Below are 17,001 nucleotides of genomic sequence, written 5' to 3'. Positions count from 1 at the left end.
GCGGCGAGCGACGGCGTCAGCGGAGCCAGTCGTCGAGGTGCGCCGCGAGCTGGGGCTCGAGGTCCGCGCCCTTCTCGCCGAGAAGGGCCAGCGGCTCGCCCACGGTGGCTCCCGGGCAAACGCGCCGCAGGTCGCGTGCCATGTCCGCAGCCGTTCCCATGCTGTCTGCGAGCGTGCAGACGGGCCGGACGGCGTGGCCGGTGAAGTCGTGGGGGCCGCGCTGCGCGAGCGCGTCCTCGACCGGCTGGGCGAGATGCCCGTCCCGGACGGGCGCGCAGACGACGATGGTCTCGTAGCGCTCGAGGATGCTCGGCAGGTGGGGCTGGATGACGAGCGCGCCGTCCTTCTCGACCACCTCGTTGACCATAACGAGGCTCTGCCCGTGCGGTGCGTCAGCGCGATGCGAGAAGAGCCGCTCGCAGAGCAGCCGCTCGAGCGCCTTCGCGGCCTCCGAGGCGGGGGAGGGCTCCGCCTCCATGAGGTGACCCTCGTCGTCGAGCGCCTTGCCCGCGCGCGAGAGGTAGATGACGCACACGTGCCGGTCCTCCGGCAGGGGGCGGCTGTCAGCGTGCCACATGGCGACTCCCTTCTCCGCTATGCTGCCATTGTAGTGCCGCGGCGCGGAGGGGGCTGTCATGACGTATGAGGTTCGCGAGCTCGGGACCGCCGAGCGCGAGGCGCGCATCGCCGAGATCCTCGACCTCTACCAGGCCGTCGGCTGGGTCAACTACACGAGCCGCCCGGAGATGGTCCGCGCCGCGCTTGCCGGCTCGCTCGCGGTGTGGGGCGCCTTTGCGGGCGAGAGGCTCGTGGGGTTCGCGCGCGTCGTGGGCGACGGGGCCTCGATCGTCTTTCTCCAGGACGTGGTCGTGGCGCCCGAGCTTCACCGCCGCGGCATCGGAGGGGCCCTCGTGCGCGCGGTGCTCGAGCGCTTCGGCGGCGTCTACCAGACGGAGCTTCTCGCCGACGACGCTCCCGGGACCTGCGCGTTCTACGAGTCGCTCGGCTTCTCGCGCGCAGAGCGCCTGGGGTGCGTGGCCTACGTGCGCCTTGTGCCCGCTGGGTAGGCCGCCGCGGCGCCCGCTGGCCCGCACTCGCGAGTGCGGGCATCGAGTGCGGGCGATTGCGGGCGTGCGGGGCCGGGAGTGCGGGCGCCCGCTCGTGCTTTGGCGAGAAGTGCGGGCGCGAGGGGTGCGTAAGGACCGCACTTCTCGAGCGCCTGCCTCAAGTGCGTCCCGAGATTGGACTCGCCCGCGCGCGTCGGCTCGCCTAGGGTCGCGCGGGCGACTGAGCGAGCAGCATCTCGAGCTCGTCGCCCGCCTCGTCATCGTGGAACATCCGTCCCGTCAGCCTGAAACCAACGTGCTGGTAGAACCCCTGCGCTTGCTCGTTTCTTGCAAACACGGTGAGCACGAGGTCGCTCTCGCCAATGCGCTCCCGGACCGCATCGACAAGTGCCCTGCCTACGCCGAGCCCCTGATGCGAGCGAAGCACATAGAGGTTGCAGAGCTCTGTCGCGTCGGTCCGCCCAAGCTGCTCTCGTGCCGCGGAGAAGCTTGCGTATCCTACGATGTGGCCGTCCCAGAGCGCCACGAGCGTCGTGAGCCAATCGGCCTGCTCATGTGCGAGGCGCTCGGCGAACTGCGGCGTAATGTGCGCGTTAAGCTCGTCGGGGAGCATTCCCGCATAGGTTTCCCGCCACGTCTGCGCATGGACGACGGCCTTCTCGGGAATATCGTGCCCCCGCATTTCTCGTATCTGAAGCATGTTCACGCCCTTCTCTTGCGGTATGTATGTTGAGGTCTGGTCCCAGCTGATGTGCTGCGGATCAGCGCGCATGTCAGTTGCCCCCTTCGACCGCGTCCGCGGACGTCGCGTCCGGAAACGCGAGGTTGATCGCGGCGAGAAGAGCCAGCGTGATCGCCATGAGGACCACCATCGCGGCGCGCATGTCGAGCGCTCCCGAGAGCCAGCCGAAGATCGGCTGCGAGACCGCGGACAGAAGCGAGATCGCGATGGAGCTGAACGAGGCCACGGTCACGCGGAAGCGCGCGTCGACCCCGAGGCTCAGCAGCTTGGAGCGCACCGGGTTGGTGAGCCGAAACGTCGCAAGTCCCAGCAGGTAGAGCGCGATGGCCGCGCGCGGGTCCGGGACGAGGGCAAAGCACAGGAAGACCGCCACCGTGGCCGCCGGCCCCACGCGCGCGACGAGCCCCTCGGGCACATGGCGCGCAAGCCGCGAGCTCGCAAGCCCGGCGAGGCTCGCCGCCACAAACTGCGCGGCCACGACCACGCCCACGAGCGGTAGCGGGATGCCCAGGAAGTCGTGCAGGTAGTTGTTGTAGAAGTCGTCCGCCGGGACCATCGACCACGCCACGGCGCCCTCCACGAGCGCATAGTAGAGCGCCGGCCGGTTGGAGACCACGTAGCGCGCGGCCTCGCGGACGCGAATCGGTCGGTCTCCGCCGTCCTTCTCGCCCCCGGCCCGTACTTCTCGCATGAGCGCCACGGCCGCGAGCGCCCCCTCGAGGAAGCCCACGCTGAGGGCGATCACGAGCTCGTAGCTCTGCTCGCTGAGCCAGCCCGAGGCCAGCGCGGCCACGCCGTAGCAGAGGTAGAAGATGACGCCGGAGCGCGCGGAGAGGTCGGTGAGCTGGTCGGAGCGCCCCTCGGCGAGAAGCGCGTTGGTGACGATGGCCGAGGCGCACCCCGTGGTGAGCGTGTTGGCGAGCGCGAGCAGCACCATCACGGCCGCCATGGCGGGCAGCGCCCCCGCAAGCGGCATGAGCGCGTAGGCCGCCATCTGCAGCGCGAGGGCAAAGATCAGGCTCGCCCGGTTGCCGAAGCGGTCGGCCACAAAGCCGGTCGGGATCTCGAGGACGGTGTTTCCCACCTGCAGGACTCCCAGCAGGATGCCTATCTGATAGAGCGAGAAGCCCAGGTGGGCGAGGTAGAGATTCATGACCACGGAGATCATGGACAGGTTGGAGAGCGCCACGTAGGCGTAGTAGAGCCGCGTCTGGCGGCGGATGTCGACATGCAAGAGAGGGTGCCTTTCCCTAGAGGCGTGCGGGTCTGCGTGGACTCGCGGGGGAGAGGCGTTCGGCGGCTACGCGGGCGTGATGCGGCAGCTTCGAGGCGCATGACAAAAACCCGTCCGTCATGCGGGCGGCGGCACTACCTCGGAAAACGGGTCTCCCTAGCGGGTCTCCTCGTTCGTCTGCCTCATTGCGGCCTCCTTTGCATCAGCCGGTTGCTGGGGGGATTGTAGCACGTGGCGGGCGAGAAGGGCTTTTGTCTGCCCGCACTCGGTCGGCGTAAAGCTGTTGTTGGCAGGCGCCCTCTCAGCTGGACCTGAAGCGCACGTCGGAGCCCATCCCGGCAAGGGAGGCGGAGACGGGGTACTCCCATCCCTTCCCCTCGGATTTTAGCCTGGTCCCCGGCCTGGGCGCCACGAAGCCCGCGAGCCTCTCGTCCCTGCGGGCCGCGCGGCGTCGCGAGCGCGACCCCTCGCGAGCGCGCTTCGGCAGCGCGAACCCGGAGTAGACCCAGCTCCTGACCCTCGCCATCGCGTCGGCGCCCGCCGCGGACCACGCGCACGGGAACGACCCCATGCGCGCCTTGTACATGTGCTGCTGCTCCGCCTCCATCGTGCCCATCGAGGGCCCGCCCCCGATCTCGGCCGCGTGGCGGCGCAGGCAGGCGGCCACGGCCTCGGCGCCCTCGCGCGCCGTCCCGTCCTCGAGCATGTCGTCGATGAGGTCGGCGCAGGCCTCCGGGCCGAGCGAGCGGACCGCGTCGGCGAGCGCCGCCCCGCCAGACGCCCTGTCGACCGCGCACGAGGCGACCGCGCGGGCGACGTGGAACGGGTCGATGTGCCCGGCTGCGTCCGGGAAGCGCAGCCTGGAGATGCCGTTGACGTACTGGGCCTCGCCGTCGGTGCCGAGGTGGACCCTCCTCACGCGCGCCAGGTCGAAGCGGCGGCCGGCCTGCGCCACGGCCTGCCCCCAGAAGTCCCCGGGCGCCTCGCCGACGCAGCCCGGCCGGCCTGCGCCACGGCCTGCCCCCAGAAGTCCCCGGGCGCCTCGCCGACGCAGCCGAGGCGCACCGGGGACACCCGGCGGGCCCTCCCGCCCTCCCGCTCCTTGCCCGCGTAGGCGACCACGGCCTTCACCTCGGCGGTGGACCCGTCCCGCATGCGCACGTAGGTGCCGTCGGCCTCCACGAGCACCTCCTCGGCGACGGAGTCGGCCTCGGGCGGCGCGCCGTCGCGGTAGAGGTCCCTCGCGGCCGAGCGCTCCATCTCGGCGACGGCCTCGCCGGCGCGGCGCGGCGAGTTCATCACCGTCGTGGCCGACACCGCCGCGCCGCCCGCCATCTCGAGCAGCCGCGCCGTGCGCGCGAAGGGGACGTCGGCGCCGCAGGTCACGAGGAACTCCCGGGCCGCCGGGCTGACTCGGTCGCCGAGGGGCAGCCCCAGCCCTCGTCCAGCGGGCAGAGCGTGTTCCCCGCGGCGTCCAGCAGCAGCGTCCTTCGGAACGTGACGTCGCCCATCGTCGTCGCGAGCGTCCGCGGGCGCCTCGAGCGGACCCTCGACCCCGACGGCCTGGACGCGAGCAGCTCGCGGTCGCGGGCCTCCAGGGCGCGGGAGAGCGCCTCCGCGCAGCTCGCCGGCGCCATCCGCCTCGCGGCCTCCTCGAGCCGCGCGAAGCCGGCGGGCGACGACGCCATCAGCTCCGAAAGCGCCGCCTCCAGGGCGGCCGCCGCCCCGGGCACGATGCTAAGATTCACTTGCGGGCCTCCTCTTCCTCCGAATCCGAAGCAACTCGAAGGGTAAGGGAGGCCCGCCCCCAGCTCAAACCAACAGAAACTTTATGCCGACGGGGGATAAATGGACAGAACGGCCCTTTGGAAGTCAGTTGTTACGTGCTTCTCCATGTAATAAATACTGAAAATATGTGAGGGGAGGCGCGCGGCAGGGCGAGAAGAACGTCGGCTTGCTTGTGTTATCCTAGCCATGGCCTTTCCGTCGAACAGAAGGGGGCAGCGATGAGGCAGACGAACGAGGAGACCCTCCGCTAGGGAGGCTCGTTCCCAGCGTGACCCGATGACGCCCGCGCGGACGGGCGGGTCCTGCCGTGTCGACGCAGCCTCCCCGAGGGATCCGACCGCAGGCGTGCAAAGGTGACGGTCCCCTTTGCACGGTCGACCCTTCGTGAAAGGCAACACCCAACGTGATACCGCTCTACTACGCCTTCGTGGCGTTCTCAAACCTGTCCATGGTCTCCACAGTCATGGGCCTCTACCTCGAGCACGTGGGCTTCTCGCTCGCGGGCATCGGCGTGCTGTTCGGCGCGCTGCAGCTGGGCAAGACCCTGCTCGAGGTGCCCACGGGATATGTCGCCGACCGCTTCGGCAGCCGCGCGAGCCTCGTTGCCGCCGTCGCGCTCGAGATGGCGGGCTACGCACTCATGCTCGCGGTGCGGGGCCTCCCGGCGATGCTCGGCGTGATGGTCCTTCTCGCCGCGGCGTACACGCTCACCACGGGCTGTGCCACGGCCCTCGTGGCCGACTACCTCATCGCCCGCGGCCGCGAGGACGAGTTCACCCGCGTGAGCGCGGTCTCGGGCAGCGTCTTCTACTGCTGCTACGGGCTCTCCGCGCTCGCGGCGGGGCTGCTCGCGGACGTGAGCTACGAGCTCGTGTTTGGGCTCTCCCTCGCATCGCTCGCAGGCGCGCTCGTCTGTGTGCTCCTCATGCGTGACGAGCGCGCGGGCGAGAGGGACGGCTCGCCGGCGGCCCCGGTCGGTCCGCTCGAGGCCGCGCGCTACGTGGCCGGCTGCCGGCCCGTGCTCTACTACGTGCTGGTGGAGGGTGCCGTCGCGTGGTCGATGGTGCCCGTGGACGACTTCTACAACAACTATCTCAACGGCTACTTCGGGATTCCCCTGCCCGTGGTGGGCACGGTCGTGGCGGCGCAGTTTGCGGTCACGAGCCTGGTGGGGCTGGGGAGCGCGCGGCTCGCGCGGCGCCTGGGGGACGCTCGCGTGGCGCGGCTGGGGCCGCTCGTCACGGTGGCGCTCTTCCTGGCGTTCTCGCTCTGCACCGACCCGCGGGCGGCCGTTGCGCTCTACATGGCCGGGCTCGCGTCGTTTCGCCTCGCGAACCCGGTCCGGACGAAGGTGCTCAACGTCGCGCTGGACGCGCGCTTCCGCGTGACGGCGCTCTCGTTCGCCTCGCTCGCTGTGTCGCTGCTCTCCGCCGCGTCGCAGCCGCTCTTCGGCTGGCTCTCGGGATGGCTGGACATGCGGCTTGCCATGGTGGCGCTGCTTGCGACCTCGATGGTTCTTCTCGGCGCGATTAACCTGGCGTTTTCACGAACCGAACTCAAGAAGGAGGCGCACTCATGAACCTTGAGCTCTATCGTCCCGCCGTGCGCGACCTCTGGTTCAAGCGCGATCTTCTGGCCGACGAGGCCACCATGTCCTACAACCGCGCCTGGGGAGGGACCGTGGACTTCCCCGAGGAGCTCTGGGGCCGCTGGCACGCGGCCTGGGTCGAGCGCGAGGGGGAGGGGCGACGCTCCTACCGCTACCTGCGTGACGCGGACACCGGCGAGTTCGTGGGCGAGGTCGCCTACCGCTGGGACCCTGAGTACGAGAGCTTCATCGCGGACGTGATCGTGCACGCGCGCTATCGCGGGCGCGGGTACGGCGGCGCGGGCCTCGAGCTTCTCTGCGACGCGGCCCGCGGGCGCGGCGTCGCCACCCTGCGCGACAACGTCGCCCTGGACAACCCCGCCATAGGTCTCTTCCTGCGGCACGGCTTTGCCGAGGAGTGGCGCAGCGACGAGTTCGTCATGCTGCGGCGCGACCTGTAGAGCGGGCGGCCACGCATACCCCGACAAAATGAGGGAAATATCCTCAAAAATGTCGGGGTGTGCGACGGGCCGCAAACCTGACAAGGGTGACGGACCATTCGATTGGGTACCAGGAGTCAGAGGCGGGGCTACCCTGTCGAGGCGTCATCGGGGGTGTGTCGTGGAGTATGTCTGGGTGTGGGGCGTGATTGCCGCGGCCCTTGCTATTGCTTTCCTTGCGGGCCTGTCGTCCGAGGCTGGGCGGTGGGTATACTTTCCCATCAAGGAGATGCGGGCGGATGGAGGGGCCATGGAAGACGAGGGGAAGTATCGTGCGACGCTGGCCTGTGACGGTCGGTACACGAGCTTCACGTTTGGCGACCGAACCATTCGGTTCCGCACATCACGCGCCCTTCTCAGGTATATCGAGGTCAAAGAGTGGGACAAGGGGTATCTCGTGGTGACCGCAGAATACGATGGCGCAGCAGCCCCAGTCGAGGAATACATCGACCTCGTTCCCATTCTTCAGGACCTGTACTACGATCCCCAGGCCTTTCTGGGTCCCATCAGGGAGGTGCTGGTTGCATGAGCGAGACTCAGCTCAAAGAGATAGCCGATTTCGCCGACATGATCGTGAACGGCTACGCCTTCACAATTGCTGGCGATGTCGTGAGGGTTCTGAACCTCAATTCACCCGCGTGTGCCGCGGTCTTCTCGTCGGAGGGCGAGATGCTCGAGACGAGCATGGATGACATCGAGCTGCATATCGTGAGCGACTATCTCCGCCGCAACGCCGACGCGCTTGAGGCCTCCCATGCCTATGTACTTCAACTTTAAGGTGTGCGGGTATTATCTCTACTTCACTGCCCATTGCATCGTTGAGTGCATGCACGTGCATGCGAGCGACTCAAGACTCACGGAAGGCGGCTCGGCGAAGTTTTTTGTCAGGAGCAATGGTGACTCGGTTTTGCAGAATCGCGGCTCCCTCACCGATCGCGAGCTTCGCATCATACAGAGGTTCATCAAGGAGAACTACCGTGAGATGTATCTCACCTGGTCCTCGATGAGCGAGAAGGGCTTCTTCGAGTAGCGCTGCGCCGAAAAAGCCGCCCCCGTGCAGCTCGCGCGGAAAATCGCGCAACTCGTGCGGCGTTGCCCCGCGCCCGCCGCGCGCGTCGTATCACATACTGGAGTCGAAAGGATGTGATCGACATGAGGGAATCGGAAGCCGCCGGGGTGGCGCAGCGCCGCTACGGGCTGGGGGACAACGTGGCCCTCCTCCTGCGCTGGATGGCGCGCATCTGCGGGCCGCGCGCGCTCGCCGTGAGCGTGCTCGACGTCGTCGTGGGCGTGGCGCAGCCCTTCCTCGCGGCGGCGCTGCCCAGCGTGGTGGTGGCCGCGCTCACGTCCGGCGCGGAGCCGCTCGCGGCGCTCGCGCTCGTGGCGGGCGCGGCGGCTCTGCTCCAGGCGCTCGTGGTGCTCAAGACGTGGGCGGGCGCCAAGTCCAACTGGAACTACATGCTCACGCGCGTCTGGGGCGGGTTTGACCTCTGTCGGGATGCCCTCGCCGCGGACTACCGCTACATAGAGGGCGACGAGGCGCACAAGAAGCTGGACCTCGCCACGCGCGCGTTCTTCAACGACAACTCCATGGGTGTCGAGGAGGCGCTGCGGCGCCTCTTCGCGGCGCTTACGGGCGCCCTCGGCATGGTCGCCTACGCGGTGACCATCGGCGTGCGCGTGACGTGGCTGCTCGTGCCGCTCGTCCTTCTCACCGCGGCGTCCATTGCCGCCAACCGCCGGGCCAACGAGAAGGGCTATGCGGTCATGGACGACGAGTTCGCCGCGAGCGAGGCCTTCGAGTACCTCAGGCGCCAGGCGCTCGATCCCGCAAACGGCAAGGACATCCGCCTCTACCGCATGGCCGCGTGGTTCCGCCGCGCCTTCGCGCAGGTCATCGAGAAGAACGTCGTGCTCAGAAACGTGGAGTACGGTGCCTTCGAGCGCGCGGAGTACGTGGCGGCGGCCTGCGCGCTCGTGCGCGACGGCGTCTCGTATGCCGCGCTCATTGCGCTCCTCTTTGCGGGTGCCATCGACCTGCCGGCGTTTCTGCTGCTCGCGGGCATGGTCTCGGGCTTTGGCACGTGGATGCAGACCGCCTTTGACAGCCTCTCGGAGCTCACGATCCAGCTGCGCCACGTGAGCACGTACCGCGACGTGCACGAGGACTGCCGGCCCACGGCGCGCGGCACTGCGCCGGCGCCCAACCCCGGGCACGCGCACGAGATCTGCCTCGACCACGTGTCCTTCTCCTACGACGGGCGCGCGGACGCGCTCTGCGACCTCACGCTCACCATCCGCCCCGGCGAGAAGATCGCCCTCGTGGGCGTCAACGGCGCGGGCAAGACCACGCTCGTGAAGCTCCTCTGCGGGCTCTACCGGCCCACGTCCGGCACCGTCTACCTCGACGGAGTCGACATGGCAAGCATAGACCCCACGAGCCTGTGGCGCGAGTTCTCGGTGGTCTTCCAGGACTGCTTCCCGTTCTCGTTCAACGTGGCGGACAACGTGACCTGCGCGGCGGGCGAGAAGGACGTGGACGCCGCGCGCCTCGCCGCGTGCCTCGCGCAGGCGGACCTCGCCGAGAAAGTGGCGTCCCTGCCGCACGGCGCGGACACCTACCTCGGGCAGGACGTGGACCCCGAGGGCGTCTCGCTCTCCGGCGGCGAGACCCAGCGGCTGATGCTCGCCCGCGCGCTCTACAAGGGCGCGCCGGTGGTCCTTCTCGACGAGCCCACGGCCGCCCTGGACCCGCTTGCGGAGCGCCAGATGTACGAGCGCTACGACGAGCTCACGCACGGCAGGACAAGCGTCTTCATCTCGCATAGGCTCTCGTCCACGCGCTTCTGCGAGCGGATTCTCTTTCTGGAGGGCGGCCGCGTGACCGAGCAGGGCACCCACGACGAGCTCATGGCCGCGGGCGGCGGCTACGCCCGCATGTTCGAGACGCAGGCCCGCTACTACGAGGATGACCCAATTGGGGACAGGACACTTTTGGCCCATGGGCCCGATGGGCCAAAAGTGTCCTGTCCCCAATTGGGTCACGAGGGAGGCGATGACGATGCTGAGTAGCCTGCGCTCCTCGCTGGCGTTCCACCGGACGGGCCTGCGCCTGCTCGGCGTGGTGCGAAAGATTGACCCGACGCTCCTGCCGGTGAACCTCGTCTACGCGCTCGCGCAGGTGGCGGGCGTCTACGTGGGCCTCGCGCTCACAGCGGGGCTCGTGGACGCGCTCGTGGCGCTCGAGGCGCGCCGCGCGGTGGTCTTTGCGGCGGGCGTGGCGGTGACCTCGTGCGCGAGCGCCTGCGTCTGCGCGTTCTGCAAGCGTCGCGCGACCGTCGGCGGCATGCGCTGCGCCTGGCGCTTCAGCGCGATGCTGCGCGAGAAGGCGCTCTCGCTCTCCTACGAGACCGCCGAGGACCCCAAGCTCGCCGAGCGCCTGGCCTACATCGAGCGCACCGCGCAGATGCACGGCAACATCGGCACCGTGCCGCGCTACTACCGCGACCTCCTCTCCGCCGCGGCTAACATGCTCACCTGCGTCTCGCTCGTGGTGGCGCTCGCCTTCTCGCGGCCGGTGGCCGCGGGCTGGCTCGGCGTCGTGGCCTCTCCCGCAGTCTCGGCGGGGCTGCTGGTGCTCGTGCTCCTTGCTGCGGTGGGCGGGAACACGCTCGTGGGCCGCGCCCGAACCCGGCTCATGGCCTGGGTCACGAGCACGCACTCCTCCGTCGAGAACCGCCTCATCTACCTCCTCAACCTCGTGCTCTTTGACCGGCGCGTTCCCAAGGTGTCACGCATTTACGACATGGGCGACATGCTCATGAGAAACATCGAGAAGAACCAGCGCGCCTCGATGAGCTACTTCGATCGCTGGATATCGGGCGAGCGTCGCATTGACGTGGGCACGAGCGCCGTCAACGCCGCCTTCACGGTGGCCTCCTACGCCCTCGTGGCGGTGAAGGTGCTGGCGGGCGCCATCACGGTGGGCGCGTTCACCCAGTACGCCGGCGCGCTCGCGCAGTTTGGGGCTGCCTACTCCCAGCTCGTCTCCAACAACGGCGACCTGCGCCAGTGCTGCGGCTACCTTCAGGAGTTCCTCGACTTCATGGACATGGAAGACCCGCGCCCTGCAGGCTCCATCCCGGTGGAGAAGCGCGACGACGGGCAGTTCGAGATCGCCTTCGAGCACGTGAGCTTTCGCTATCCCGGCACGAGCGAATGGGTGCTGCGCGACGTGAGCTTCAGGCTGGACACGCTCGGCAAGCTCGCCGTGGTGGGCCCCAACGGCGCGGGCAAGACCACGTTCATCAAGCTGCTCTGCCGGCTCTACGACCCCACGGAGGGGCGGATCACCCTGAACGGCGTGGACATCCGCAAGTACGACGAGGACGAGTACCGCGACCTCTTCGGCGTGGTCTTCCAGGACTTCAAGCTCTTCGCGCTCCCCGTGTGGGAGAACCTGGCGGCGGGCTACGCGCGCGACGACGCCCGGATGTGGCGGGCGCTCGCCCAGGCGGGCGCAGACGGTCTCGTGAGGTCATGGCCGGAGGGGCTGGAGACCCGGCTCTACAAGGACCTCGGAGACGGCGTCATGGTCTCCGGCGGCGAGGCGCAGAAGCTCGCGCTGGCGCGCGCCCTCTACAAGGACGCGCCGCTCGTGATCTTGGACGAGCCCACGGCGGCGCTCGACCCCATCTCGGAGGCCGAGGTCTACAAGCGCTTCGACCGCATGGTCACGGGACGCACGGCGGTCTACATCTCGCACCGGATGAGCAGCTGCCGCTTCTGCGACAAGATCGCGGTCTTCGACGGCGGGCGCATCGTGGAGCAGGGCAGCCACGAGGAGCTGCTCGCGGCGGGCGGCCTCTACGCCCGGCTCTGGGAGGCCCAGGCGAGCTACTACGCGTGACATGACAAAGGTGCCGGGGGAGTTTGTCATGCTGACAAAGGTGCCGGGGGAGTTTGTCATGAACGATTTCATGACAAACTCCCCCGGCACCCCTGTCAGCATCACCTCCGTCTCAGCCTCTGCTACGGTAGAGGGAGACGGGAGGAGGGTCATGCTGAGGATTGCGGTGGTCGATGACGAGGAGGCGGCTCGGGAGCTCTATGGATCGCTCGCCCGCGACTGGGCGCGCCGCCGGGGTGTCGAGGCCGAGGTCGTGACCTTCGCCTCCGCCGAGCAGCTGCTCTTCTCGCTCGACGACGCACCCTGCGACGTCGCGCTCCTTGACATCGAGATGCCCGGCCTCGACGGCATGGCCCTCGCGCGCGAGCTGCGCTCCCGCGGCGAGCGCGCGCAGATCGTCTTTGTGACGGGCGTCATCGACCACGTGCTCGACGGCTATGACGTGGACGCGGTCTCCTACCTCCTCAAGCCCGTGCGCGCCGAGAAGCTCGACGCGGCGCTCGACCGGGCACTGGATCGCGCGGGCAGGGAGGAGCCCGTGCTCGTGGTGGAGGGCGCTGGCGAGACGAGCCGCGTGCCCCTCACGCGCATCTGCCTTCTGGAGGCGCGCGGCCATGACACGCTGGTCACGCTCGCGGACGGCACGAGGCTCGTCTCCACGCGCGGCATCGCGCAGCTAGAGGCCGAGCTCGCCCGGGCCTCCGGGCTCTTCGTGAAGGTGCATCGCTCCTACCTCGTGAGCCTCCCGCACGTGCGGCGCATCACGCGGCGCGACGTGGAGATGGACACGGGGGACGTGGTCCCCATCGCGCGCGGCCGCTGGGAGGGGCTCAACCGCGCGTGGCTCGCGTGGTGCCGGGGGACGCTCGCATGATCGCGCTGGCGGCACAGGCGGCGCTGCTCGTCGCGTACGCGGCGTACGTGCGCTCGCTCGGGCGCCTGCGCGCCTCCCGCGGCGCGTGGGCGACCGCGCTTCTCGTCTGCGCGGCGGCGCTCGCCTGCGGGTGGTTCGGCGCGGCGCTCGCGTCCTGGGCGCTCACGGGCGCGTGGGCCGACCCGCTCGCCGCCGGCGCGGGCTGGGGCGTCGCCGCGGCGTGGGCCGTGGCGACCCTCGCGCTCACGCTCCTGGACGCCTTCTTCGACGAGGAGCCCCTGGCGCTCATGTGGGCGCCCGTGGCGGCGCCGGGCGCGCTGTCCTGCGCCCTTCTCGCCTGCGCCGCGGCGCTCGGCGGGGGAGCGGCGCCCCTGGGCGTGACGGCGGCGCTTGTCGGCGCGCCGCTCTGCCTGATGTTCGCGCTCGCCATGCGCCGGCGGGGGAGCGGGGGCCGCCGCGAGACGGTCCTTCTTGCCTGCGTGCTCGCGCTCTGCTCGGCGGCCGTCGCCCTGGGGGAGCCCACGGTCGCCGCGGGCGCGCTCGCGGTGGAGCTCCTCGTCTACCTGCTGCTCATGGGCGGCTTCGAGCGCCTGCGCCGCGGCTTCGAGACCTCGACGGAGCGCTTCCAGCAGGAGGTCCTCTCCCGCCAGTACGACGAGATCCGCGCCATCTACCTGGACATGCGCGGCTGGCGCCACGACTACCACAACCACCTGCAGGTCATGAAGGCCGAGCTCGCCGCCGCGCAGCTCGCGGAGCTCTCCGCCTACCTCGACGAGCTCGAGCGCGACCTCGACCGCGTGGACACCTACGTCAAGTCCGGCAACCTCATGGTGGACGCCATCCTGAACTCCAAGCTCAGCCTCGCCGAGCGCGACGGCGTGGCCGTGACCTGCAAGGCGCGCGTGCCCGATGCGCTCACGGTGGACGACGTGGACCTCTGCGTGATCCTGGGCAACCTGCTCGACAACGCGATCGAGGCCTGCGCGGCGCTGCCTGCGGACGGCCGGTGGCTGCGCGTCTACGTGGCCGCGCGCGGCAGCCAGCTCTACGCGTCCATTCAGAACTCCGCCGTGGAGGACCCCAGCTTCAACGCGCGCAACTACATCACCGAGAAGCGCGGCAACCACGGTCTGGGCATGAAGCGCGTGGCCGCGGTGGTGGACAAGTACGAGGGCTTCCTCAACCTCGCCAACGAGCCAGGCATCTTTGCCGCCGAGGTCAGCCTTCCGTTGTAGCGCTTGCCGCTAGCGCAAAGCATTGCGGAGGGGCGGCGCCCTCGCATCAATTTTTATTACATGGAAAACCATGTAGCAATCGGGGCCAAATGGGCAGAATCGCCCCTTGGGGGCCTGTTGCTACATGATTTTGAATGTAATAAATACTACAACCAGTTGAACGAGGGCGGAGGGCGGCGCTGACGAGAAGGGCGGCGCTGACGAGAAGGGCGGCGCGTCCGGCGGATGCGGCCCCGGGCCCGTGCGTCGCCAGCCGGGCGGCGCGGCGTGTGCGATAATCTTCTCGGGGCGGTCGGCTTGGGCCGCCGAGAGGGGCCTTGGGGGTGACCGTCATGGAGCTGACGAAGAGCCGTCGCCGGGTGGTCGTTGCCGCGCTCTGCGGGCTGGCCGCGCTCATGTGCCTTGTCTGGTACGTCGCGTCTCCGGTCCGCCGTCCGCTCAAGGACCTCCGCGTCGACGAGGTGGCGTCCGTGCGCCTCACGGATAACCACGGCCTCACCGACGTCATGCTTGGCAACGAAGACCGCGAGCACGTCGTCGGCCTGATCTCTGACCTGACGGGCACGCGCCTTGACGGGCGGCTGCAGGACATGTCCGGCACCGAGCCCGTCTTTATCGTCGAGACCACGACGAGGGGCACGATTGAGGTGTCTGTCGTCGCCGGATTTTCCTACTTCACGGTCGGAGGGACGCCGTATCACGAGGCCTTCGGGACGCCTGTGGTCCAGAGGCTCGAAGAGGTGTACCAGAGGTACTGCAACTGGTAGGCGGCACCTATACGTGCCTGCAGGGAGTGCCGGCAGAATTGACGTGAGGCGACGAGAAGTGCCGGGTTCTTCTCGACATCTGCCGAGAAGTGCCGGCTTGACGTGTCCGACGCGCCGGCACTCATCAGTGCCGGAGGGGGCGGCTTATGTGCGGGCGGATGGCCGCCGGGCTGTCGGCACGGAGTGCCGGACGTGTCGGGCTTCGCGAGAAAAGCCGTCAGGTTCTGCTGGCCCTCGTGTGGTATAGGTGACGGGGCAACACCGGTTGCGCCCCGCCGGCCATATCCGACGACGAGAAGAGGAGGTGGGCCGTGACCACTGTGCCCGCTGTGCCGGACCGAGACCCCGAGCGGCTCGTGCGCGCCTACGCGGACCTCGTGCTGCGCGTGTGCTACACCTACCTGCGCTCGACGGCCGACGCCGAGGACGTCTGCCAGGACACCCTCATCAAGCTGGTGTGCCGCGAGGAGCCGTTCCGCAGTCTCGACCACGAGCGCGCCTGGGTGGTGCGCGTGGCGGCAAACGCCTGCAAGAACCTGCTGCGGAACCGCGCCGCGCACGCGGAGGTGAGCCTCGACGACGTGCCGGAGCCCGCCTCCGGCGACGCGCCCGGCGAGGGCGCGCTCCGACGGCGCGACGGGTGTGTGCTCGATGCCGTCATGGCGCTCCCGCTGCCGCAGCGCGAGGCCGTGTTCCTGCACTACTACGCGGGCTATGGGGCCCGCGCCATCGCCGAGCTGGCGGGCGTGAGCGAGAACGCCGTCCACCAGCGCCTGAGCCGCGCCAGGGCGCAGCTCAGGGAGACCCTGAAGGGAGACTACGATGAGTTCCCCGCTTGATTCCTACACCTCGTCCCTCGACGAGCTCCGCTTTTCCGACGAGGCCAAGGCCCGCATGGTCGACGGCCTGCGCGCCGTCGCCAGCGAGCGGCAGGCCCGCTCCGCCGAGGTGCTGAGCATGCCGGCGGCACGTCCGGCGCGTCGGTCGCGCCGCTGGCTGAGCGTCGCCGCCGGGCTCACCCTCGCGCTGGTGCTGGGCGGGGGAGGCACCGTCGCCGTGGCGGCGGGCGTGCTGCCCAACCCGGCCGACGTGCTCTCCGACGTCTTCGGCGGCGCCCCGGCTGAGACCGAGCTCCTGAATGAGGTGGGCCGGCCGATCGGCGCGAGCGCGACCTCGAACGGCGTCACCGTGACGGCCGCGGCCGTTGCCGGCGACCGGTCGAACTACACCGTCGTGTACGACGTCCGGTTCGATGACCCCTCCGTACTCGAGGGGATCGAGCCCGGTGAGGACGGCACGCTGCCGCTCGTGGCCGACACCGACCGCCATATCGACGGCGTCATGGCCGGGGGCGGCGGCGCCTGGTTCTACGACGCCGACCCGGGTGACGACACCATCCAGTACGCCGAGACCATGGGATTCACCACCTGGAACGGCGCGGGCATCGTCGGGCGCACCATGCGCTTCTCGATGAGCGGGATCAGGGCCTACGATGCCGAGGGTGGATACGCGACCCTGGTGACCGGCGACTGGGACCTCAAGTTCGAGATGAACTACGTCGACACCACCGTCGACCTCCCGGCCGGCCAGAAGACCACCTGGCAGGGCGCGGGCGTCACAATCGACGCCGTGGCGGTGTCCTCGGTCGGCGTCACGGTTGACTACACGATCGGGCGGCAGATGGGCGACCTCGGCCCCTCGGGCCAGCTGAGCGACGAGGCGCTGGCCCGGCAGGACGCGGTCATCGGCCTGCCCGTCACCGTGACCTTCGCGGACGGCATGACGTTCGACGCGACCAACGCCAACACGTACGCGCAGGAGCGAGACGACGGCACGAGCGCCGTCAACAAGAAGGCCACCTACGACCGCATCGTGGCCGCGGGCGACATCGTGAGCGTGACCGTGGGCGACGTGGAGATCCCCGTGAACGCCGCGTAGGGCTGCGATAACAGCGTGCTGCAGGAGGGGCGGGCCGTCCGTGCGGCTCGCCCTTCTCGTTGTCCCTTCTCCGGGTACGTACGAAGTTGCAGAACTAGTGCGGTACCATGCAATATTATTCGCCCAGGTAGATGCCTCGGCGAGAAGCACATCAAGTCAGCAACCTCGTACGTACCCGGAGAAGGGGGGCGCCGCCCCAGCGCTTCGGCCGAGGACCAGCCGCGCGATCGCCGAGAAGGGCCCTGTATCGGGACATTGAAGTACACGCACATCTGAAAAGCGGGCCGAATGGCAGAACACCCATTGACGTCAGATACCATGCGTCGTATAGTGTGTATTACACAGTATAGGACGAG

Annotated in this window: 19 protein-coding genes; 13 read left to right on the top strand and 6 right to left on the bottom strand. The window is 69.1% G+C overall.

Going from position 1 to position 17,001, the window contains the following annotated elements; genetic code table 11:
* Positions 1-16: 16 nt before the first annotated feature.
* A complete protein-coding gene (locus BQ7391_RS09250; protein WP_075280330.1) occupies positions 17-577 on the bottom strand; it encodes a hypothetical protein in 561 nt (186 codons plus the stop codon).
* A 58-nt stretch (positions 578-635) separates the two neighbouring features.
* On the opposite strand from BQ7391_RS09250, the gene BQ7391_RS09245 reads away from it, so the two are divergent.
* Complete coding sequence (locus tag BQ7391_RS09245) at positions 636-1,067, top strand: GNAT family N-acetyltransferase (RefSeq protein ID WP_075280329.1); 432 nt, start codon at positions 636-638, stop codon at positions 1,065-1,067.
* Between the two features lie 202 nt (positions 1,068-1,269).
* On the opposite strand, the gene BQ7391_RS09240 is transcribed toward BQ7391_RS09245, so the two are convergent.
* From BQ7391_RS09240 to BQ7391_RS09220, 5 genes are all read right to left on the bottom strand, one after another.
* Positions 1,270-1,767: a GNAT family N-acetyltransferase gene (locus BQ7391_RS09240; RefSeq protein ID WP_075280963.1), complete on the bottom strand. Its 498-nt coding sequence runs from the start codon at positions 1,765-1,767 to the stop codon at positions 1,270-1,272.
* A 73-nt stretch (positions 1,768-1,840) separates the two neighbouring features.
* The gene (locus BQ7391_RS09235; RefSeq protein WP_075280328.1) at positions 1,841-3,043 is read right to left on the bottom strand and encodes an MFS transporter; all 1,203 of its coding nucleotides are present in this window, start codon (positions 3,041-3,043) and stop codon (positions 1,841-1,843) included.
* Positions 3,044-3,344: 301 nt separating this feature from the next.
* On the bottom strand, positions 3,345-3,998 hold the full coding sequence (locus tag BQ7391_RS09230; protein ID WP_075280327.1) for a hypothetical protein: 654 nt from the start codon (positions 3,996-3,998) through the stop codon (positions 3,345-3,347).
* Complete coding sequence (locus tag BQ7391_RS09225; protein WP_075280326.1) at positions 3,959-4,429, bottom strand: hypothetical protein; 471 nt, start codon at positions 4,427-4,429, stop codon at positions 3,959-3,961. Before BQ7391_RS09225 ends, BQ7391_RS09230 begins: the two co-directional genes overlap by 40 nt.
* Positions 4,426-4,791, bottom strand: a complete 366-nt coding sequence (locus tag BQ7391_RS09220; protein WP_075280325.1) for a hypothetical protein — start codon at positions 4,789-4,791, stop codon at positions 4,426-4,428. The genes BQ7391_RS09225 and BQ7391_RS09220 overlap by 4 nt, the downstream gene beginning before the upstream one ends.
* Before the next feature lie 443 nt (positions 4,792-5,234).
* Between BQ7391_RS09220 and BQ7391_RS09215 the strand changes: the two genes are divergently transcribed.
* The 12 genes from BQ7391_RS09215 to BQ7391_RS09160 all read left to right on the top strand — a co-directional run bounded on the left by BQ7391_RS09215 (position 5,235) and on the right by BQ7391_RS09160 (position 16,645).
* Positions 5,235-6,410: an MFS transporter gene (locus tag BQ7391_RS09215; RefSeq protein WP_075280324.1), complete on the top strand. Its 1,176-nt coding sequence runs from the start codon at positions 5,235-5,237 to the stop codon at positions 6,408-6,410.
* Entirely contained in the window at positions 6,407-6,880 is a 474-nt protein-coding gene (locus tag BQ7391_RS09210) for a GNAT family N-acetyltransferase (protein ID WP_075280323.1), read from the top strand. Before BQ7391_RS09215 ends, BQ7391_RS09210 begins: the two co-directional genes overlap by 4 nt.
* Positions 6,881-7,169: 289 nt before the next feature.
* Positions 7,170-7,448, top strand: a complete 279-nt coding sequence (locus tag BQ7391_RS09205) for a DUF7724 family protein (RefSeq protein WP_075280962.1) — start codon at positions 7,170-7,172, stop codon at positions 7,446-7,448.
* Positions 7,445-7,696 carry a DUF7723 family protein gene (locus BQ7391_RS09200; RefSeq protein ID WP_075280322.1) on the top strand — a complete coding sequence of 84 codons (252 nt, stop codon included), beginning with the start codon at positions 7,445-7,447 and terminating at the stop codon, positions 7,694-7,696. The genes BQ7391_RS09205 and BQ7391_RS09200 overlap by 4 nt, the downstream gene beginning before the upstream one ends.
* Complete coding sequence (locus tag BQ7391_RS09195) at positions 7,674-7,949, top strand: DUF4160 domain-containing protein (RefSeq protein WP_075280321.1); 276 nt, start codon at positions 7,674-7,676, stop codon at positions 7,947-7,949. Before BQ7391_RS09200 ends, BQ7391_RS09195 begins: the two co-directional genes overlap by 23 nt.
* Before the next feature lie 122 nt (positions 7,950-8,071).
* The gene (locus BQ7391_RS09190) at positions 8,072-9,991 is read left to right on the top strand and encodes an ABC transporter ATP-binding protein (RefSeq protein ID WP_129583952.1); all 1,920 of its coding nucleotides are present in this window, start codon (positions 8,072-8,074) and stop codon (positions 9,989-9,991) included.
* Entirely contained in the window at positions 9,981-11,828 is a 1,848-nt protein-coding gene (locus tag BQ7391_RS09185) for an ABC transporter ATP-binding protein (protein WP_129583951.1), read from the top strand. Before BQ7391_RS09190 ends, BQ7391_RS09185 begins: the two co-directional genes overlap by 11 nt.
* Before the next feature lie 58 nt (positions 11,829-11,886).
* On the top strand, positions 11,887-12,702 hold the full coding sequence (locus tag BQ7391_RS09180; protein ID WP_159437361.1) for a LytR/AlgR family response regulator transcription factor: 816 nt from the start codon (positions 11,887-11,889) through the stop codon (positions 12,700-12,702).
* Complete coding sequence (locus BQ7391_RS12030; protein ID WP_129583950.1) at positions 12,699-13,940, top strand: sensor histidine kinase; 1,242 nt, start codon at positions 12,699-12,701, stop codon at positions 13,938-13,940. Before BQ7391_RS09180 ends, BQ7391_RS12030 begins: the two co-directional genes overlap by 4 nt.
* A 332-nt stretch (positions 13,941-14,272) precedes the next feature.
* Positions 14,273-14,707 carry a hypothetical protein gene (locus BQ7391_RS09170; protein WP_129583949.1) on the top strand — a complete coding sequence of 145 codons (435 nt, stop codon included), beginning with the start codon at positions 14,273-14,275 and terminating at the stop codon, positions 14,705-14,707.
* Between the two features lie 311 nt (positions 14,708-15,018).
* Complete coding sequence (locus BQ7391_RS09165; RefSeq protein WP_200799604.1) at positions 15,019-15,546, top strand: RNA polymerase sigma factor; 528 nt, start codon at positions 15,019-15,021, stop codon at positions 15,544-15,546.
* Positions 15,530-16,645 (top strand): DUF4179 domain-containing protein, encoded by a 1,116-nt coding sequence (locus BQ7391_RS09160; RefSeq protein ID WP_075280316.1) that lies wholly within the window; start codon positions 15,530-15,532, stop codon positions 16,643-16,645. Before BQ7391_RS09165 ends, BQ7391_RS09160 begins: the two co-directional genes overlap by 17 nt.
* Positions 16,646-17,001: the final 356 nt, after the last annotated feature.

The sequence above is a fragment of the Thermophilibacter provencensis genome, from assembly GCF_900128445.1.
GTDB classification, from domain to species: domain Bacteria; phylum Actinomycetota; class Coriobacteriia; order Coriobacteriales; family Atopobiaceae; genus Thermophilibacter; species Thermophilibacter provencensis.
This window is presented reverse-complemented; position numbering and strand designations above follow the sequence as displayed.

What these genes read in the sequence shown, in the direction of transcription:
- BQ7391_RS09250 (WP_075280330.1), bottom strand. Translation starts at nt 577, where the DNA reads ATGTGGCACGCTGACAGCCGCCCCCTGCCGGAGGACCGGCACGTGTGC.
- BQ7391_RS09245 (WP_075280329.1), top strand. Translation starts at nt 636, where the DNA reads ATGACGTATGAGGTTCGCGAGCTCGGGACCGCCGAGCGCGAGGCGCGC.
- BQ7391_RS09240 (WP_075280963.1), bottom strand. Translation starts at nt 1,767, where the DNA reads ATGCTTCAGATACGAGAAATGCGGGGGCACGATATTCCCGAGAAGGCC.
- BQ7391_RS09210 (WP_075280323.1), top strand. Translation starts at nt 6,407, where the DNA reads ATGAACCTTGAGCTCTATCGTCCCGCCGTGCGCGACCTCTGGTTCAAG.
- BQ7391_RS09205 (WP_075280962.1), top strand. Translation starts at nt 7,170, where the DNA reads ATGGAAGACGAGGGGAAGTATCGTGCGACGCTGGCCTGTGACGGTCGG.
- BQ7391_RS09200 (WP_075280322.1), top strand. Translation starts at nt 7,445, where the DNA reads ATGAGCGAGACTCAGCTCAAAGAGATAGCCGATTTCGCCGACATGATC.
- BQ7391_RS09195 (WP_075280321.1), top strand. Translation starts at nt 7,674, where the DNA reads ATGCCTATGTACTTCAACTTTAAGGTGTGCGGGTATTATCTCTACTTC.
- BQ7391_RS09190 (WP_129583952.1), top strand. Translation starts at nt 8,072, where the DNA reads ATGAGGGAATCGGAAGCCGCCGGGGTGGCGCAGCGCCGCTACGGGCTG.
- BQ7391_RS09185 (WP_129583951.1), top strand. Translation starts at nt 9,981, where the DNA reads ATGCTGAGTAGCCTGCGCTCCTCGCTGGCGTTCCACCGGACGGGCCTG.
- BQ7391_RS09180 (WP_159437361.1), top strand. Translation starts at nt 11,887, where the DNA reads ATGAACGATTTCATGACAAACTCCCCCGGCACCCCTGTCAGCATCACC.
- BQ7391_RS12030 (WP_129583950.1), top strand. Translation starts at nt 12,699, where the DNA reads ATGATCGCGCTGGCGGCACAGGCGGCGCTGCTCGTCGCGTACGCGGCG.
- BQ7391_RS09170 (WP_129583949.1), top strand. Translation starts at nt 14,273, where the DNA reads ATGGAGCTGACGAAGAGCCGTCGCCGGGTGGTCGTTGCCGCGCTCTGC.
- BQ7391_RS09160 (WP_075280316.1), top strand. Translation starts at nt 15,530, where the DNA reads ATGAGTTCCCCGCTTGATTCCTACACCTCGTCCCTCGACGAGCTCCGC.